The 16,873-nt window shown below is 65.8% G+C and carries 13 protein-coding genes; 2 read left to right on the top strand and 11 right to left on the bottom strand.

What is annotated here, in order from left to right; genetic code table 11:
• Window position 1: 1 nt before the first annotated feature.
• From QO207_RS03990 to QO207_RS03960, 7 genes are all read right to left on the bottom strand, one after another.
• Window positions 2–3,289: a pilus assembly protein gene (locus QO207_RS03990; RefSeq protein ID WP_301531281.1), complete on the bottom strand. Its 3,288-nt coding sequence runs from the start codon at window positions 3,287–3,289 to the stop codon at window positions 2–4.
• A 20-nt stretch (window positions 3,290–3,309) separates the two neighbouring features.
• Complete coding sequence (locus QO207_RS03985; protein WP_301531280.1) at window positions 3,310–3,789, bottom strand: PilX N-terminal domain-containing pilus assembly protein; 480 nt, start codon at window positions 3,787–3,789, stop codon at window positions 3,310–3,312.
• Window positions 3,776–4,723, bottom strand: coding sequence for a PilW family protein (locus QO207_RS03980; protein WP_301531279.1), 948 nt, complete (start codon window positions 4,721–4,723; stop codon window positions 3,776–3,778). The genes QO207_RS03985 and QO207_RS03980 overlap by 14 nt, the downstream gene beginning before the upstream one ends.
• A 1-nt stretch (window position 4,724) precedes the next feature.
• Entirely contained in the window at window positions 4,725–5,198 is a 474-nt protein-coding gene (gene pilV / locus QO207_RS03975; RefSeq protein WP_301531278.1) for a type IV pilus modification protein PilV, read from the bottom strand.
• A gap of 241 nt (window positions 5,199–5,439) precedes the next feature.
• On the bottom strand, window positions 5,440–6,291 hold the full coding sequence (locus QO207_RS03970; protein ID WP_301531277.1) for a mechanosensitive ion channel family protein: 852 nt from the start codon (window positions 6,289–6,291) through the stop codon (window positions 5,440–5,442).
• A gap of 109 nt (window positions 6,292–6,400) precedes the next feature.
• Window positions 6,401–7,522 (bottom strand): SO2930 family diheme c-type cytochrome, encoded by a 1,122-nt coding sequence (locus QO207_RS03965; protein ID WP_301531529.1) that lies wholly within the window; start codon window positions 7,520–7,522, stop codon window positions 6,401–6,403.
• Window positions 7,522–8,769: a parallel beta-helix domain-containing protein gene (locus QO207_RS03960; protein WP_301531276.1), complete on the bottom strand. Its 1,248-nt coding sequence runs from the start codon at window positions 8,767–8,769 to the stop codon at window positions 7,522–7,524. Before QO207_RS03960 ends, QO207_RS03965 begins: the two co-directional genes overlap by 1 nt.
• 178 nt (window positions 8,770–8,947) lie before the next feature.
• Here QO207_RS03960 and QO207_RS03955 point away from each other — a divergent pair, with 178 nt between their 5' ends.
• Complete coding sequence (locus QO207_RS03955; protein WP_301531275.1) at window positions 8,948–9,358, top strand: bacteriohemerythrin; 411 nt, start codon at window positions 8,948–8,950, stop codon at window positions 9,356–9,358.
• A 36-nt stretch (window positions 9,359–9,394) separates the two neighbouring features.
• On the opposite strand, the gene QO207_RS03950 is transcribed toward QO207_RS03955, so the two are convergent.
• Entirely contained in the window at window positions 9,395–11,644 is a 2,250-nt protein-coding gene (locus tag QO207_RS03950) for a YgiQ family radical SAM protein (protein WP_301531274.1), read from the bottom strand.
• A 199-nt stretch (window positions 11,645–11,843) separates the two neighbouring features.
• On the opposite strand from QO207_RS03950, the gene QO207_RS03945 reads away from it, so the two are divergent.
• Window positions 11,844–13,739, top strand: a complete 1,896-nt coding sequence (locus tag QO207_RS03945; protein ID WP_301531273.1) for a GGDEF domain-containing protein — start codon at window positions 11,844–11,846, stop codon at window positions 13,737–13,739.
• On the opposite strand, the gene alr is transcribed toward QO207_RS03945, so the two are convergent.
• The 3 genes from alr to rplI all read right to left on the bottom strand — a co-directional run bounded on the left by alr (window position 13,740) and on the right by rplI (window position 16,866).
• Window positions 13,740–14,816, bottom strand: a complete 1,077-nt coding sequence (alr, locus tag QO207_RS03940; protein ID WP_301531272.1) for an alanine racemase — start codon at window positions 14,814–14,816, stop codon at window positions 13,740–13,742.
• 68 nt (window positions 14,817–14,884) lie between these two features.
• Entirely contained in the window at window positions 14,885–16,279 is a 1,395-nt protein-coding gene (gene dnaB / locus QO207_RS03935) for a replicative DNA helicase (RefSeq protein ID WP_184595218.1), read from the bottom strand.
• 140 nt (window positions 16,280–16,419) lie between these two features.
• Entirely contained in the window at window positions 16,420–16,866 is a 447-nt protein-coding gene (gene rplI / locus QO207_RS03930) for a 50S ribosomal protein L9 (protein ID WP_015479134.1), read from the bottom strand.
• Window positions 16,867–16,873: the final 7 nt, after the last annotated feature.

The raw sequence follows: 16,873 nt of genomic DNA, 5'->3' as shown, positions 1-16,873 counted from the left end.
CTCAACGCACCTCCTGCCAGGCCTTGCGCCCGCTGTCGTCCGGCAGCGCCAGCGTGCGGGTCTGCGGGCGACCTTGGCGGTCCAGGGTGGAAAGCTGCACACCGCCCTCTGCATCGGGTTGCACCCGCACGCCGCTGTCCTGATCTATTTGCTGGTTACCCGCCACGGCGATGACGGGCAGCACCGGCTCGCCACCCGCCTCGATGGATAACGCCAGCGAGCCGTGGCGCAGGGGATCGGCACAAGGGTCCTGTCCTGGCGTGATCAGGTTGAACAGGACGAAACGACCGTCACGCACCTGTGCCTGCTCCACCACGCGAGTCCCATCGGCCGGCAGGTCCAGATACCAGCCGCGAGCGCCTTCCGTCCCGGATGGCCGCGTAGCAAGCCGACTACGCCCGGCAAGCGCCTTGCCGTCGTCGAGCAGGCCATACAGGCTCTCGACTCGTAGCGGATTGGCCGGCAGGTTGTCGCCCACGCGGGAGTAGCGCCCGGTGCCAAACAGCAAGCGCACCGCGCCGCTGCTATCCAGCGCTGCAGCGATGGGCGCGGAGATCGCCTGAGTCCTGCCATCCGCCAACACCGCCCGGAACAACGGACCACTTGCCAGCGAAGCTGGAATGGCGGACTCGCGCCCGTCCTCTCCCGCGAGGTCCACGCGCCAGAGATTGCCGTGGCTGTCCCCCACATAGAGCCGGTTGGCGGTCACGGCCCCGGTGCTGCTGATCGCCGTTACCACCCCGAGATCGCCTGCACCCGGCAGCGAAATGCGCTTGAGCAACCGACCGTCCGCCGCATCGACTATCCACAGCGCACCTGCAGCCCCTTCTGGCTCCCGAGCACCGGAGGAAAACACCACCACGAAACGTCCCGACTCCAGCGCCAGCAACGCCGGCCGCCCCAGGGTGTAGCCGAGGTCGGGATGGCTGAATTCCCAGAGCAGGCTCCCGGCGTTCATCCGTTCGGGGTCGGTCACATCCAGGGCGAATACGCTGTTGCCGCCCGCCCCTGTGCCGCCTACCAGCAAGGTGCGCCAGCGGCCACCGACCCAGGCGTTACCCACACTCGGCGAGGCGTCGACGAAATAGCGGTGGGCGTAGCCGGGATCGGCCAGCTCGCGCAAATGTCCGAACACCGCCGCCGGCACATAGGCGAACAATTCGCGCCCGTCGCGCGCATCGAAGCCATGCAGCATGCCGTCGTTGGCGCCCACGGCTACCAGCGGAGCGCGTTGCTGATAGGCAGCGCCGGCGAGGAATTGGCGATAGCTCTCGCCCAGCGTTTTCCCATCGTCCTGCGCAACCGGCAATGCCTCATAGAGCTGTGGGTCATGCCAGGAATAGGCCGGCCGCGAATGGTCGATATCGCCCAGCCGGCTGCCGCGCTGGCGGAACTGCCGATCAGCATGGAGGGCATCACGTTCGTCCCGGCGGGAGCCGCGCAGGTAGTCCAGCAACGCCTCGTTACCCAGTGCTGCTCGCTGCACCTCATCCAGTGAACTCCAGGCGAAGGGCACCGCGCTGCGGAGTACCTGCGGGCCATCCTTCGCCTGGCTGGCCGTCGGAACAGCGGTGAAGATGGTGCGCCCGCCGAGCTGTGATTCCGTGAGCTCATCCAGGCTTCGCGCGGCTGACCAGAGAGGTTCCGTGCTGCCCTTCTGCCAGAGCTGCAGGTCACCGCTCCAGCGCCGTGCCTCCAGCGAGGTGACCAGGACTTCCCCCGACGTCCCTGCCGCGCTGAGCTGCCGGCTGGTGGCGTCTGCACTTGCAGCGATACGGGCGAAGGCCTGCTTGAGCTCTGCTCGCAGCCGTTGTTGCTCGCCGAGCAGGAAGAGATTGTCCGGACGTCCGTCGACGGATCGCGCAGGGTCATGCCACCAGTCGATCGGCAAAGGTTCGCTGCGCTCGAAACGATAGTCCTGGGGCACGGAAAATCCGCCGTACTTCGCGACCTGCCAGAACGCTCCAGTCTTCTCCCGCGGTGACACCAGCCAATGGCTGGAAAGACTCTGCCGTCCCGGCAGGTCCGGGCGCAGATCACGCACGTGGGCCGCGTACGCCAACCCGGCGAACTCCAGCGAGGCGTCGCCCTCCATCACCGCAACCTGGCGGGTGGCCGCGAGCAGGTTCAGCGTGGTGTCACCGGCACTCAGCTGTGCCAGCCGCGCGCCGACAGGGGCAGCGTGCTCTCCTCCCCCGCCCAGCCCCAGCGCAGCATTGGGCTGGCAGGCATGAGAGATTGGATCGCCCCAGGACTGGGCGCGCGGCTCTCCCTCACCCACTGCCCAGGCGGCATGACTGCCCTGATTCTGCAGGTAGCGCACGGCGGCGTAGAGCAATTCGCCGGAGTCGTCGGATTCACGCAATCCCGACTCATCGAAGTGATTCAGATAGCCGATCACTCCGCCTGGCTGGGGATTGGCGAGAAGCACGCCGCTGTCGGCGGACCATTCCGCCTGGGGATTCGCCGTGCCATCGTCCAGTTCCGGACCGATGAATCCCTGCCGGGCCTGCAACGTTACCCGTCCCGATTCGCCCTCATTACCAGTCGTTGAGAACACGCTGTAACGCAGACGCTGGGCATACTCCTGCAACAACCCCTCGGGCTTGTAGCCGCTCGCAAAGAGGCGGCAATTCCGCTCCAGCTGGCTCTCCACGCAGACCTGCACACGGACCGCCAGTCGATAGGTACTCCCCGGCTCCAGCATTTGGTTCGACATGAAGTCTTGCGGCTCGCCGGGAAACTCCGCGCTGCGGCTCAGCAGCAGATCGCGGTCCTGGCCAGCGATTCTCAGGTGCAGATCGGCGCCAGGGAATGGCGTAGCACTACCACTCAACATCGCTGGCAGGCGGCGATCTGGAAAGGCACCGTCGGCCCGCAGGTTGCGGCTTTTCTGCAGGACCGTGAAGCCAGGTCCGTCGACGTAGCGGTCTCCACCCGTCAGCACGGCGCGATAGACATCCAGCGCCTGCGCCGATGCCCAGTTGAGGAAGTTGCCACTCCAGGCCGCCACGCACAGATGTGCCCGCGCCGGCCCCAGAGGCTGGAAATAGCGCTCAGGCTGGCGGTAGCCATAGCACTTGTCCGGATCGAAATACCCCGCGTAGATAGTGGCCGGTGCGTAATCCGTATCGGCGTTGGCCGCCTGGGCCATCGCCGAATGCGCCGTGGACGGCAGCAGGATCAGGTTGCCGGACCCGCCACCGCCGATCTGCAAAGGCGCCTGGCTCAACGGCGCGGCGAGCGCCAGGTTCGGCAACAAGAGGATGATCAGCAGAATTCGCAGCAAGGTCGCCTCCTCGTCGCCGTTCAGCGCACGAAATAGATGCTGTTCAGCCTGACGCTGGAGACCGGCTCGCCCGAGGGCTGCTGGCGGAAGCCATACCCCACCGCCCGTACCTCCAGGGCGACGCCATAAGAGGACTGCCCTTTTCCGACCTCCAGCCCTTCGTTGCCCAGCAGGCGCAGGAATTTCAGGCGATAGCCCGGCTGCCGCGCCAGCTCGGCGCTGTCGGCATAGGCAAAGCCGGCCAGCTGCACCTCCTCGCGGTGCTCATAGACAGAGGCGTCGGCCCGTCCCCGGCGCACGAAATCACGCGCCGCCAGTTCCCCCGCGCGCAATGCAGCCTCGGCGGCCTGGAACGCCACTTCCCGGTCGCGCTGGTTGCCGGCGATACGCTCCTCCAGGCTGGCGAGGCGCATGCCGGCCAGCCCGATCAGCGTCAGCAGCAGGAGCATGACCAGGGAGACCAGCAGCACCGCGCCGGCCTGTCGGTTAAGGGGCGCCATTGCGCATCGCCGTGGTACTACCCATTACCAGCCGCAAGCGACGCTCCGGGTTCGGCGCCAGGGTGCGACCGTCGAAGCTGATGCTTGCGGGTGCCTCATCGACCTCGCGGGTCAGGCTCTGCAGCAACAGGCTGACCCGCACGGTACGGACACGCCGCCAGTCACCGGGCGCCATCTCCCGTGCCGCCTTGTAGCTCGTCACCACGCCCTCGCCTGTGCCGGCGACGCCATAGCGCAGGCTCAGACCAGCCACACCGGAGACCAGCTCGCTGGTCTGCGCCACGCCGCTGTTTTCGCTGTTGTCAGTGAGGAAAAGGCCTGGATTGCCATCCACACCCTTGCCGATCCAGTAGATGGCATAGCGATACGGGTAGACGCGGGTCGCCGGCGCCAGCAGGTGTTGCAGTGAACGCTCCGCGACCAGCGCCGAACCGCTGCCGATGTTTCGCAGCAGCAGGCAGGATTGCTGGTCGGAAAGCAGGTAGAACGCGCTCGCCGACACGCTGCCGGAGGCAAGCGTCAGCGTGCTGCCGGAGATGCTGCGGGCTTCGAGCGGTGTGTCACTGGCATAGCGCAACAGCAGTGCATCCGTGTTGCCCAACCGGCTGGACGGCAGCCAGGCGGGAGCACTCATGCCGCTGCCATAACCTTCGATACCGGCGCTCTCCAGTGCGTACTGCGCAGAGGACTGGCCGCTGGCATTAACCAGCCCCGCCGCACAAGCTCCGCGAAAACCGGCGTTGCGCAGGTCCAGCGCCATGGCGTCGAGGGCGAAGCGTCCGCTCTCCTGCAACTCAGCCAGCGCCAGGTTGGCCTGGTAGCTGCGCTTGCTGGCGAGCACCACCTGCACCACTCCGGCCATCAGCAGCAGGCTGAGGGTCATGGCGATCATCAGCTCGACCAGCGAAAGGCCGCGCTGGCGGCAGCGGCCCATGTCACAGCACCGTGCGGTAGGTGAAGATTTCCCAGCGCTCGCCGCCCTCGGCCAAACGCGCCCGCACCCGGCTGTCGTCCCAGCGCACGTCGATCTGCGTGTTGCAGGACTCGCCTTGGCGAACTACCTGCACCGACCCGCCAGCGCTAACACCCAGTGCGGTGCAGAGGCCGTTGCGCCACTGGCTGACATCGAGCTGTGCCCGCGTCGTTCCGGAGACACCAGGGCAGGCGCCACCTACCGCTGCAAAACCAACGTTGTACGCACCGGAACAGGCGGCCAGTCGGTTCGCCCGCAGCAGGTCGGCCATCTCGCCGGCCAGCCAGGACGCCTGGGAGCGTTGCAGTGAGCTGTGGCTGGCGGCAATCCCGACATTCTGCAGCCCGGCCAACCCGAGCAGACCGATGCACAGCACGACCAGGGAAACGAGCAACTCGATCAGGGTGAAGCCCCTGCTGCACAAGCGACTGTCCATGTACCGCACCTCGCCGGAGAGTGAACCCGGCCTCTAGAGTGCGAGGCAATTCCAGTAGCGGTCAGCCAGCCCGGTTCTGCGAGTCGCGGGGAAAATTCCGTCCACGGGGAGTGATTGGAAGCAGGCGGCGGAAGGCTTTCACGACGGAAAGCCACTGGTCTCCAGCAGTTGACCACCCATCACGCTACAGCAGAAAAACAAGAGGCCACCTCAAGGTGGCCTCTGCTTGAGCGCGGAACTCTCAACCGTTGCCCGACTGCTGCACGATCACCGTCTGCGCCGGCATCGGTGCCGGGAAGTCGGTGCCCAGGGCTTCCTTGATGGTGCGGTTGGTATCGAAGTAGACCTGCCAGTAGGCGTCGTTGTGGCAGTACGGGCGCACTGCGAGCACCGGGCCGACGAGGTTGAACTCGAGAATTTCCACGTCCACCGGCGGGTCGCTCAGCACGTTGGAGATCGCCGCGATGCGCTGCTTGAGCACGGCGGCGGCGGCCTGCCAGTCGGCGGCGCCGGACAGCTGGGCCTTGAGCTCGACACGGCGGTAGGGGTTGTGGGTGAAGTTCTGGATGGTGTCGCTGAAGATCTTGTTGTTGCCCACCAGGGTCAGGACGTTGTCCGGGGTGTTGATGGCGGTGGCGAACAGGCCGATCTCCTTGACGGTGCCGGTCACCCCACCGGCTGAAACGAAGTCACCGACCTTGAACGGCCGCAGGACGATGATGAAGCCGCCGGCAGCGAGGTTGGCCAGCAGGCCGGACCAGGCCATGCCGATGGCCAGGCCGATGGCGGCGATCAGCGCGGCGAGGCTGGTGGTCTGCACGCCGAAGTAGCCGAGGATGCCGACGACCAGAAGGATGTTCAGGGTGACCGTGATGAACGAGCCGACGTAGCGCAGCACCGTCGGATCGACGCTCTGTCGGGCCAGGGCCTTCTCGACCAGGCCGACGGCGAAGGTGATCAGCCAGCGGCCGAGGACCCAGAAGAGGATGGCTACGAGGATCTTCACACCGAAAGCGAGCGCGTACTGCGAAACCGTCGCCCACAGTGCGTTGAACTTCTCCGTACCCACATTGATGATGTTTGTATCGTCCATGGATGCGCACCTGCGAGGGAAAGGGACCAGATGAACGCTAGCACGCCCCTGGCCGTTTGCTCGGTGCAGCACGCAGCCCAGAGCCCTGGCGGGCTCCGGGGCGTTTCCATCAGCAGTCGCCGGGCAGCGAGGCGATCCAGCGGTCGAGCATTTCCAGGCCTTCGTGGTGGACCAGTGCGCGGCCCAGTTCGGGCATCATGTCGCCCGGCTTATCGCTGCCGACGCGGTAGGTGAGCACGGACTTGTCCGGGCTGCCGGGGTGGATATCTTCAAGCCGCCCGCCGGTGCCGCCGCCCGCCGCCACCGGCGGTTTGCAGATGCCGTAGGCGATGGAGACCGGTGTGTGCGGGTCGAGGTAGAGACCCGAGGTGCGCGCCGCGCCCTTGGGGTTGTGGCAGTGCGAGCAGTTGGCGTCGAGGTAGCTGCGCGCCTGTTTCTCCAGGCTTTCACCAGCACGCGGATGGCCCCACAGGGCATTCTGCGGCACCTGCGCCAGCTCCGGCAGGCCCGTGAGGAAGCCGCGCGCCTGCCAGTGCTGCAGCTGGTTCTCGCTGCCACCCTCGTAGGCGAAGTCCTTGTTCAGGTGCCGCGCCTTGGGGCCCAGCGGGGCGATGCCGCCACCCTTCTGCTCGGCGTGGCATTCAGAGCACTGGTTGGCATCCGGGACCATGTAGGTGAAGGCGGTCTTCTTGCCGTCCGCCGCCGTGAGCTCCAGCGCCGGGCTGTCGCCGGCGAGCTCCAGGGTCGCCTCGCTCTGCTCGGCATTCCACACGTAGGGCAGCGCCGCCCAGCCGTCCTTCTGCCGCACCAGCACACGGGTTTCCACCAGGTGCACCCTGGCCATGTCGAGCCCGGCCTTGGGATCACGGTCGTCCTGGCTGTTCTGCAGCAGGTTGCCCTGGGCATCCTTCGGGTAATAGAAGGTCTTGGTCAGCACCGTGCCGACGGGGTAGTCGAAACGGTCCTCGGCGTACTGCGCCGACTGCCCGTCGGGCATCCACACGGTGCGCAGCTTGTGCGCATAGTCGGTGAACAGCGGGGTGTTGAGGTCGTAGGGCAGCACCTCGGCGGCCGGCGTCAGGTGGCCGCCCGCCAGGTGCAGCATGCCCCAGCCGCTGAGTTTTTCCGGGTAGTCGTCGCCTTCGGGCTGGTAACGCGGCTTGCTCTCCTGCCCGCACCCGGCCAGAACGGCGGCCAGGGCGAGCGACAACAGGAACGAAGCGGGTTTCATCATGCTTTATTGCCCTTCTCGCCGAGACCGGCCTGTTCGATCTTCGGCAGCGGCTGGAGCTTGCACTGGTGCGACGTCATGTCGGTGCTGATGTTCTTGTAGCCGTGGGGACCGTCGACGTTGACGATGCCGGCATTGCCGTTGTCGATGCAGATGGCCAGGGCTTCGGGCAGCTTGCCGTCGACCAGTTTCTTCTCGTTGAAGTAGCCGTCCCAGAGGATGTCCGGCAGGCGCCCGGTGAGGCCGAACTTGGCGACCTTGAGGGCCTTCAGCTCCAGGTGGTCCGGGCTGTCGCCGCCGGGGCCGAAGGTGTTGCCGTGGATGAAGATGCCTTCGGGATAGGGGTCGAAGTTCGGCTGGGTGGCCTTCTCCGAGTAGTTGGTGCTGAAGTAGCTGCTGATGATGACGTTGGCGGTCTTGTGGTTGCCGATCTTGTTGTTGAAGATTTCCACGTCGTCGTTGGAGTTCACCACCACGCCCGAGCCCGCCGGCACGCTGGCCACCGGAGTGCCCTTGTGGCCGAAGTTGTCGTGGTTGTTGTTCTGCACGTCATTGTCGAAGACGCGGGTGCCACGCCCCGGCTGCTGCAGGTTGGGCATGTTGAAGACGAGGATGCCGCCGGTGTTGTCGGTGGCGACGTTGTTGTAGACGTCGGCGCCGATGGTGTTCTCGATCTCGATGCCGGCGACGTTGCGCTCGGCGCGGTTGTTGCGCACCACGACGTTGCGCGACTGGCCGACGTAGATGCCCGAGTCCGAGGCGCCAATGGCGACGTTGCCTTCGAGCAGGGTGTTCTCGGTCTGTACCGGGTAGATGCCGTAGCCGCCGTTCTCGGTGGAGGCGCCATTGGTCCACTCGGTGCGGATATTGCGGATGACGATGTTCTTGCCACCGATGACCTTCAGGCCGTCGCCCTTGGTGTCCTCGATGGCGAGGTTTTCCAGGGTGAAATCGGAGGCGTCGACGAACAGCCCTTCGGCGCCGGCCTTCTGGTTCTTGAAGCTGAGGATGGTCTTGTCCATCCCGGCGCCGCGGATGGTCACGCCGTCCACTTTCAGGCTCAGGCTGCGGTCCAGGTGGTAGGTGCCAGCGGGAATGTCGATGACATCGCCGGCCTTGGCCTTGATCAGGCGGGCCTGCAGGTCTTTCTGGAAGTCGCTGCTGACGGCGGCGGTGGGCTTGTCGCCTTCGCCGCAGGCGGCCAGGGCAACGGAAAGAGCGATGAGCGAGAGGGTGGCGAGACGCATGGCGGGCTCCGGTCTTGTTCTTATGATATGGAACTATCGTACCAACTAATGCCGAGAATACTCCTACATCCCGCGCCACGCCAGCCCTTCAGATACATCGCACTTTGATTGATTGACGTCACTGCCGCACGGTGGCGGATCGGGATGATCTGCGCATCCAAACCCAAGGAGTGCACGGATGAGCTTCATGCCCTGGAACGACGAGTTCGTGATTGGAATCGCGCGGATCGATGAGCAGCACCGCTGGCTGGTCGACCTCACCAACGCGCTGTACGACCGCCTGCAGGGCCGGGAGGATCAGGGTCCGCCCATCGGCGAGCTGCTGGAGCAGCTGGTGGAGTACACGATGAATCACTTCATCGTCGAGGAGGTGCTGTTCCAGCGCCTGGGCTACCCGGAGGAGGAAGCGCACCGGGCCGAGCACGATCGCTTCAACCGGCAGATCATCGACCTGCTGTACCGCCACGAGGATGGCGAGGTGGTCTCGGTGGAGGCGCTGGAGTTGCTCAAGGCCTGGCTGATCCACCACATACTCAAGGTGGACAAGGCCTACGTGAGCTTCTTCCAGCAAAAAGGCGTGACCGCTTAGCGGGCACGCCTTCTTTCACAGCACGCAGCAGACGGATCAGCGCGGGATGTTCGGCTGCCGCTTGGTGGTGCGCTTCTTGCCCTTGGCGTAGCCAGTGGCCTTGCCTTCCTCGGCCTTGTTCCACGGCTTGGAGCCGTTGCTGGCGCGCGGCGGCAGGCCGGTGTGCTGGGTCAGCAGCGGCTGGCCGGCCTTCTTGCTGCCGGCCGGGGTCGAGTTCTTGCGGCGCGCGCTCTGGTACTCGTCGGTCTGCGGCTGGTAGGTCGGGATCAGGTGGTGCTTGCCGTTGCCGATCAGGTCAGCACGGCCCATGCGCTCCAGCGCCTCGCGCAGCATCGGCCAGCCCTTCGGGTCGTGGTAGCGCAGGAAGGCCTTGTGCAGGCGGCGCTGCTGGTCGCTCTTGACGATGGTCACGCCGTCGCTCTTGTAGGTGACCTTGCGCAGCGGGTTCTTGCCCGAGTGGTACATGGCAGTCGCACTGGCCATCGGCGAGGGATAGAAGGCCTGCACCTGGTCCGCGCGGAAGCCGTTGCGCTTGAGCCACAGGGCGAGGTTCATCATGTCCTCGTCGGTGGTGCCCGGGTGCGCCGCGATGAAGTACGGGATCAGGTACTGCTCCTTGCCCGCCTCCTTGGAGAACTTCTCGAACATGCGCTTGAAGGTGTCGTAGGTGCCGATGCCCGGCTTCATCATCTTCGACAGCGGACCTTCCTCGGTGTGCTCCGGGGCGATCTTCAGGTAGCCGCCGACGTGGTGCGTCACCAGTTCCTTGACGTACTCGGGCGACTCCACGGCGAGGTCGTAGCGCAGGCCGGAGGCGATCAGGATCTTCTTCACGCCCGGCAGGGCGCGGGCCTTGCGGTACAGCTCGATGAGCGAGGAGTGGTCGGTATTGAGGTTCTCGCAGATGCCCGGCCAGACGCAGGACGGCTTGCGGCAGTGACGCTCGATCTCCGGGTCCTTGCAGGCGATGCGGTACATGTTGGCGGTCGGGCCACCCAGGTCGGAGACCACGCCGGTGAAGCCCGGCACCTTACGCATCTCCTCGATCTCGGCGAGGATCGATTCGTGGGAGCGGTTCTGGATGATTCGTCCCTCGTGCTCGGTGATCGAGCAGAAGGTGCAGCCACCGAAGCAGCCGCGCATGATGTTCACCGAGAAACGGATCATGTCGTAGGCCGGGATCTTCTCCTTGCCGTACAGCGGGTGCGGCACGCGCGCATAGGGCATGCCGAACACGTAGTCCATTTCCTCGGTGCTCATCGGGATGGGCGGCGGGTTGAACCACACGTCCACCTCGCCGTGCTTCTGCACCAGGGCGCGGGCGTTTCCGGGGTTGGTCTCCAGGTGCAGCACGCGGTTGGCGTGGGCGTAGAGCACCGCATCGCTGCGCACCTTCTCGAACGACGGCAGGCGGATCACCGTGCGCTCGCGCTCCAGGCGCGGGTGGGCCAGCAACTGCACGACCTTGGCTTCGTTCGGGTCTTCCTGCTCGCCCTTGTCCTGCTCGATGGCGCAGGCGGCGGTGTCCTGGGTGTTCACGTATGGGTTGATGATCTTGTCGACCTTGCCCGGACGGTCGATACGGGTGGAGTCCACCTCGAACCAGCCTTCGGGGGTGTCGCGGCGCACGAAGGCGGTGCCGCGCACGTCGGTGATCTGCTCGACCTGCTCACCGGCTGCCAGGCGCTGGGCGATCTCCACCACGGCACGTTCGGCGTTGCCGTACAGCAGGATGTCGGCGGTAGCGTCCATCAGGATGGAGCGGCGCACCTTGTCCTGCCAGTAGTCGTAGTGGGCGATGCGGCGCAGCGAAGCCTCGATGCCGCCGAGGACCACCGGGGTATCACTGTAGGCTTCCTTGCAGCGCTGGCTGTAGACCAGGCTGGCGCGGTCCGGGCGCTTGCCGGCCAGGCCGCCCGGCGTGTAGGCGTCATCGCTGCGGATCTTCTTGTCCGCGGTGTAGCGGTTGATCATCGAGTCCATGTTGCCCGCCGCCACGCCGAAGAACAGGTTCGGCTGGCCGAGCTTCATGAAGTCGTCCTTCGAGCGCCAGTCCGGCTGGGCGATGATGCCCACGCGGAAGCCCTGGGCCTCCAGCAGCCGGCCGATGATGGCCATGCCGAACGACGGATGGTCGACGTAGGCATCCCCGGTGACGATGATGATGTCGCAGGAATCCCAACCCAGCTGATCCAGCTCTTCCTTGCTCATGGGCAGGAACGGCGCCGGGCCGAAACACTCGGCCCAGAACTTGGGATAGTCGAACAACGGCTTGGCGGCTTGCATCACGGGCACCAGGGGTATCTCTAATGGGTTTTCGCGGAAAAACGCGGGCGCGGAATATAGCACAAAAAGTGTACAAATCCGACCAGTGAACTCAGATTTAGCCAGCGCAGGGTAGATTGCAAGTGCCATCATCTGGCTATACTCCAGCCACTATCCGCAGTACGCCTGGCAATCCCTCCCAGGCCTGGGAGTCCCTGTCGTGCGCCGTGCCTTCCTGTTATTGCTCAGCCTGCTGGTCTGCCAGACGGCGCTCGCCTTCGACCTCGACGAAAAGGCCAGCGGCGCCTGGCTCAACGACCATATCGAACTGCTCGAAGAGCGCGACGCGCCGCTGACGCTCGACGCCGTGCGCGGCAGCGCGGACTTCGTCCCGGCCAACGGCCGCACCAGCGTCGGCCAGAGCCCGCACGGCTGGTGGCTGCGCCTGGACCTGGAGCGCCGCAGCACGCCACAGGGCGGCTGGTGGCTGGAAGTGGACGCGGTCAACCAGCAGGACCTGCGCCTCTACCTGCCCGATGCCCACGGCAACTACCGCGAGATTCGCTCCGGCGAAGTGGTGCCGTTCGCCGAAGGCCGCGACCGGGACTACCGCAAGCCGGTGTTCCACCTGCCCGAAGGCAGCGGCCCGCTGCGCCTGTACATGCGCGCCGCCGACCCGGCCGGCAACTCCTTCCCGCTGCGCATCTGGTCGCTCAACGACCTGCAGGACCACCGCGCCGACACCAACCTGTTCCTCGGCTTCATCTACGGGCTGATCGCAGCGCTGCTGCTGTACAACCTGTTCATCCTGCTGACCCTGCGCGACCCGGCGTACTTCTGGTACGTGCTGACCACCGCCAGCGCCCTGCTGTTCAGCCTGGGGATGAGCGGCCACGGCTTCGAATACTTCTGGCCCGATCACCCAGTGCCCTGGTGGCTCGACCGCATCACCCTGCCCTCGCTCTGGGGCCTGTGCGTGCACCGCTTCACCATCACCCTGCTGCAGACCCGCCGCCACGTGCGCTGGTCGCACTGGCTGCTCAACCTGAACTGCGGCCTGTACCTTCTGACCATCGCCCTCGGCGCCCTGCAGATGCGCGGCATAGCCGGCTGGATGCTGGTGGTGATCACCCTGATCGGCGTGCCGGCAGCCCTCGGCGGCGCCGTGGTGCGCTGGCGCCAGGGCTCGTTCCCGGCCTTCCTCTACATGCTCGGCTTCGGCCTGGTGCTGACCAGCGTGAGCATCTCGGTGATGCGCGCCATGGGCGTGGTGCAGCCCTCGCCGATGACCTCCTACATCTTCCCCATCGCCGTGGCCATGGAGTCGGTGCTGTTCTCCTTCGCCCTCACCTCGCGCATCCAGGGCCTCAAGCGCGAACGCGCCCAGGCGCTGGAGCAGGCCGACCGCGAAAAGAGCGCGCGCCTGACCCTGCTCGACAGCGCCCAGCAGGACCTGGCCCGCGCGGTGGCCGAGCGCACCGCCGAACTGACCGAGAGCAACCAGCTGCTGCGCGAGCGCGAAGTCCAGCTCAAGCACGCCGCGCACTACGACACGCTGACCGGCCTGCCGAATCGCCGCTACCTGGTGGAACACGCGGAAGTCGCCCTGGCCCACGCCCAGCAACACGGCGAGACCCTGGCGCTGATGCTGATCGACCTCGACCACTTCAAGCCGATCAACGACAGCCACGGCCACGACGCCGGCGACTTCATGCTGCAGAACGTCGGCAACCGCCTGCGCCAGTGCGTGCGCGGCAGCGACTGCGTGGCGCGCCTGGGCGGTGACGAATTCGCTGCGCTGATTGCCGGCCCCGACGCCGAGGGCCACGCCAAGGAAATCGCCTGCCGCATCCTCAACGAGCTGTCGCGGCCCGTGAAGTTCGAGGCCCTGGAACTGCGCGTGACGCCGAGCATCGGCGTGGCCATCTACCCCAGCCACGCGATGCAGTTCAGCAAGCTCTACAAGGCTGCCGACCAGGCGCTCTACGAAGTGAAGGGCAACGGCCGCGCCAGCTTTGCCATCGCCAGCGAAGGCGGCGGCGAGACCAGCGATCTCTGGTTGGAAAACGAACGGCTGGAAAACGAACGGCTGGAAAACAGCGAAGAACGCCTCTGATCAGCTGCGATAGCGGCGCGGAACGCGGGCGGTGACCTTGGTCAGCAGCTCGTAGCCGATAGTCCCGGCGTGGGCCGCCACCTCGTCCACCGGCAGGTTGGCGCCCCACAGCTCGACGTGCTCACCCACGGCGGCGCCCGGCAGGTCGGTCAGATCGACCGCCAGCATGTCCATGGATACCCGCCCGGCCAGTTGCACGCGCTGGCCACCCACCAGCACCGGCGTGCCGCTCCGCGCGTGGCGCGGATAGCCATCGGCATAACCGCAGCTGACGGTGCCGATACGCGACGGGCGCTCGGCGACCCAGGTCGCGCCGTAACCCACGCTATCCCCGACTGCCACCTCACGCACGGCGATCAACTGCGCTTCCAGGCTCATCGCCGGGCGCAGGCCCAGCTCGGCGGCGCCGATGTCGGCGAACGGCGTGGCGCCGTAGAGCATGATGCCCGGGCGAATCCAGTCCATGTGCGCGGCCGGAATGGTCAGCACGGCAGCGGAGTTGGCCAGCGAGCGCAGGTCGAAGTCCAGGTCGAGCACGCTGAGGAAGCAGGCCACCTGGTCCTCGGTCAGCTCGTCGCCGCGCAGGTCGGCATTGGCGAAGTGGCTCATCAGGTTCAGCTCGGCCACCTGCGGCGCCTGGCGCAGGCGCGCATGCCAGTCGCGCAGCGCTTCGGGCGAGAAGCCCAGGCGGTGCATGCCAGTGTCCAGCTTCATCCACACGTTCAGCGCGCTGGGCAGCTGTGCGGCCAGCAGCGCCTGCGCCTGCTCCGGGCCCTGCACGGCCACGTCCAGGCGCAACTGGGCGGCAATCAGGTATTCCGTCGGCTCGAAGCAGCCCTCCAGCAGCAGGATGCGCGCGCCTGCATGCAGGGCACGAACTTCTGCGGCTTCCTCAAGACAGGCCACCGCGAAACCGTCAGCCTCGTCGTGCAGGCAGCTGACCACCTCCCGCGCGCCGTGCCCATACGCATTCGCCTTGACCACCGCAAAGGCCTCGCGGCCCGGCGCGCAGCGCTTGGCGACGGCATAGTTGTGGCGAATGGCGGCTAGATCGACGTGGGCGACGAGCGGGCGCATGGCGGCCTCTGCAATGAAAACGGGCGCCTATATTACGGCGCCCATCGATCACGCGGAATGCGGCATCGTTACTCGTCTTCGAAGTTGTACATGCCGGGCGCGAGGTTCTCGAAGCGGCTGTAGCGGCCGAGGAAGGCCACGCGCACGGTGCCGATGGGGCCGTTACGCTGCTTGCCGAGGATGATCTCGGCAACGCCCTTGAACTCGGTCTCCGGGTGATACACCTCGTCGCGGTAGACGAACATGATCACGTCGGCGTCCTGCTCGATCGCTCCGGATTCGCGCAAGTCGGAGTTCACCGGGCGCTTGTTGGGGCGCTGTTCCAGCGAGCGGTTGAGCTGGGAGAGCGCCACCACCGGGCAGTTGAATTCCTTCGCCAGGGCCTTGAGCGAGCGCGAGATCTCGGAAATCTCGTTGGTCCGGTTGTCGCCGGAGGAGCCGGGAATCTGCATCAGCTGCAGGTAGTCGACCATGATCAGGCCGACTTCGCCGTGCTCGCGGGCCAGGCGGCGGGTGCGCGCGCGCATTTCCGAGGGCGAGATGCCGGCGGTGTCGTCGATGAACAGCTTGCGGTCGCTGAGCAGGTTCACCGCCGAGGTCAGGCGCGGCCAATCCTCGTCGTCCAGCTTGCCGGTACGCACCTTGGTCTGGTCGATGCGGCCCAGGGAGGCAAGCATACGCATCACGATGGAATCGGAGGGCATCTCCAGGGAGTACACCAGGATCGCCTTGTCGCTGCGCATCAGGGCGTTCTCCACCAGGTTCATGGCGAAGGTGGTCTTGCCCATGGACGGGCGGCCGGCAACGATGATCAGGTCGGACGGCTGCAGGCCACTGGTCTTCTCGTCGAGGTCGGTGAAGCCGGTGGAAATACCGGTCAGCGCCTCGGATGTGTTGAACAGGTGGTCGATGCGGTCGATGGTCTTCACCAGGATGTCGCCGATCCCCACCGGGCCGCCGGTCTTGGGCCGCGCCTCGGCGATCTCGAAAATCTTCCGCTCGGCTTCGTCGAGCACTTCGTTGGCGCTGCGCCCTTCCGGGTTGAAGGCGCTGTCGGCGATGTCGCTGCTGATGCCGATCAGCTGCCGCAGCGTGGCGCGCTCGCGAATGATGCCGGCGTACGCCTTGATGTTGGCCACCGAGGGCGTGTTCTTCGCCAGCTCCGCGAGGTACGCCAGGCCGCCCACCTGGGACAGCTGGCCTTCGCGTTCGAGCATCTCGGACAGGGTTACCACGTCGATCGGCTGGTTGGCTTCGGCGAGCTTGTAGACGGCGCGGAAGATCAGGCGATGGTCATGGCGATAGAAGTCGCCGTCGGACACGGCGTCCGACACACGTTCCCACGCGTTGTTGTCGAGCATCAGCCCGCCCAGCACTGCCTGTTCGGCTTCGATCGAGTGCGGCGGCACCTTGAGGGAAGCGGTCTGCAGGTCGTATTGCTCGGGGACGGTGATGTCGTTCATGGGCTGTTCGTGCGGGCTCTTCGTAGAAATTCTGGGGCGGAAAAAACAAAGGGCACGGTACCGAAACTCAGTACCGTGCCCGATGTTAGCGGACTGATTCGGCCACGCAAGGTGTACGAATCGTCCTAGCGACGGATCGCTTACTCGGCGACTACAACCACGTGCAGGGTTGCATCAACATCCATGTGCAGTTGCACTTCGATGTTGTATTCGCCTACAGCGCGCAGGGCGCCGTCGGGCAGGCGAACTTCGCTCTTTTCCAGCGGGTAGCCGGCAGCCGAAACGGCGTCGGCGATGTCGCGGGTGCCGATCGAACCGAACAGCTTGCCTTCGTCGCCAGCGTGGGCGCCGATGGTCACGATCAGTTCGGCCAGTTGGGCAGCACGAGCTTCAGCAGCGGCTTTTTTCTCAGCAGCGGCTTTTTCCAGCTCTGCACGGCGCTCTTCGAAAGCAGCGACGTTGGCAGCGGTGGCAGCAGTGGCTTTGCCCTGCGGCAGCAGGTAGTTACGAGCGTAACCGCCCTTTACGTTCAGCTTGTCGCCCAGGTTGCCCAGTTTGGCGATCTTTTCCAGCAGGATGACTTCCATTTGAGTC

Origin of the sequence: Pseudomonas sp. CAN1 (assembly GCF_030462585.1) — a bacterium.
In the GTDB taxonomy this organism is placed as follows: domain Bacteria; phylum Pseudomonadota; class Gammaproteobacteria; order Pseudomonadales; family Pseudomonadaceae; genus Pseudomonas.
The sequence above is the reverse complement of the archived record's forward strand: the minus strand, read 5'-3'. Positions and strand labels throughout refer to the sequence as shown.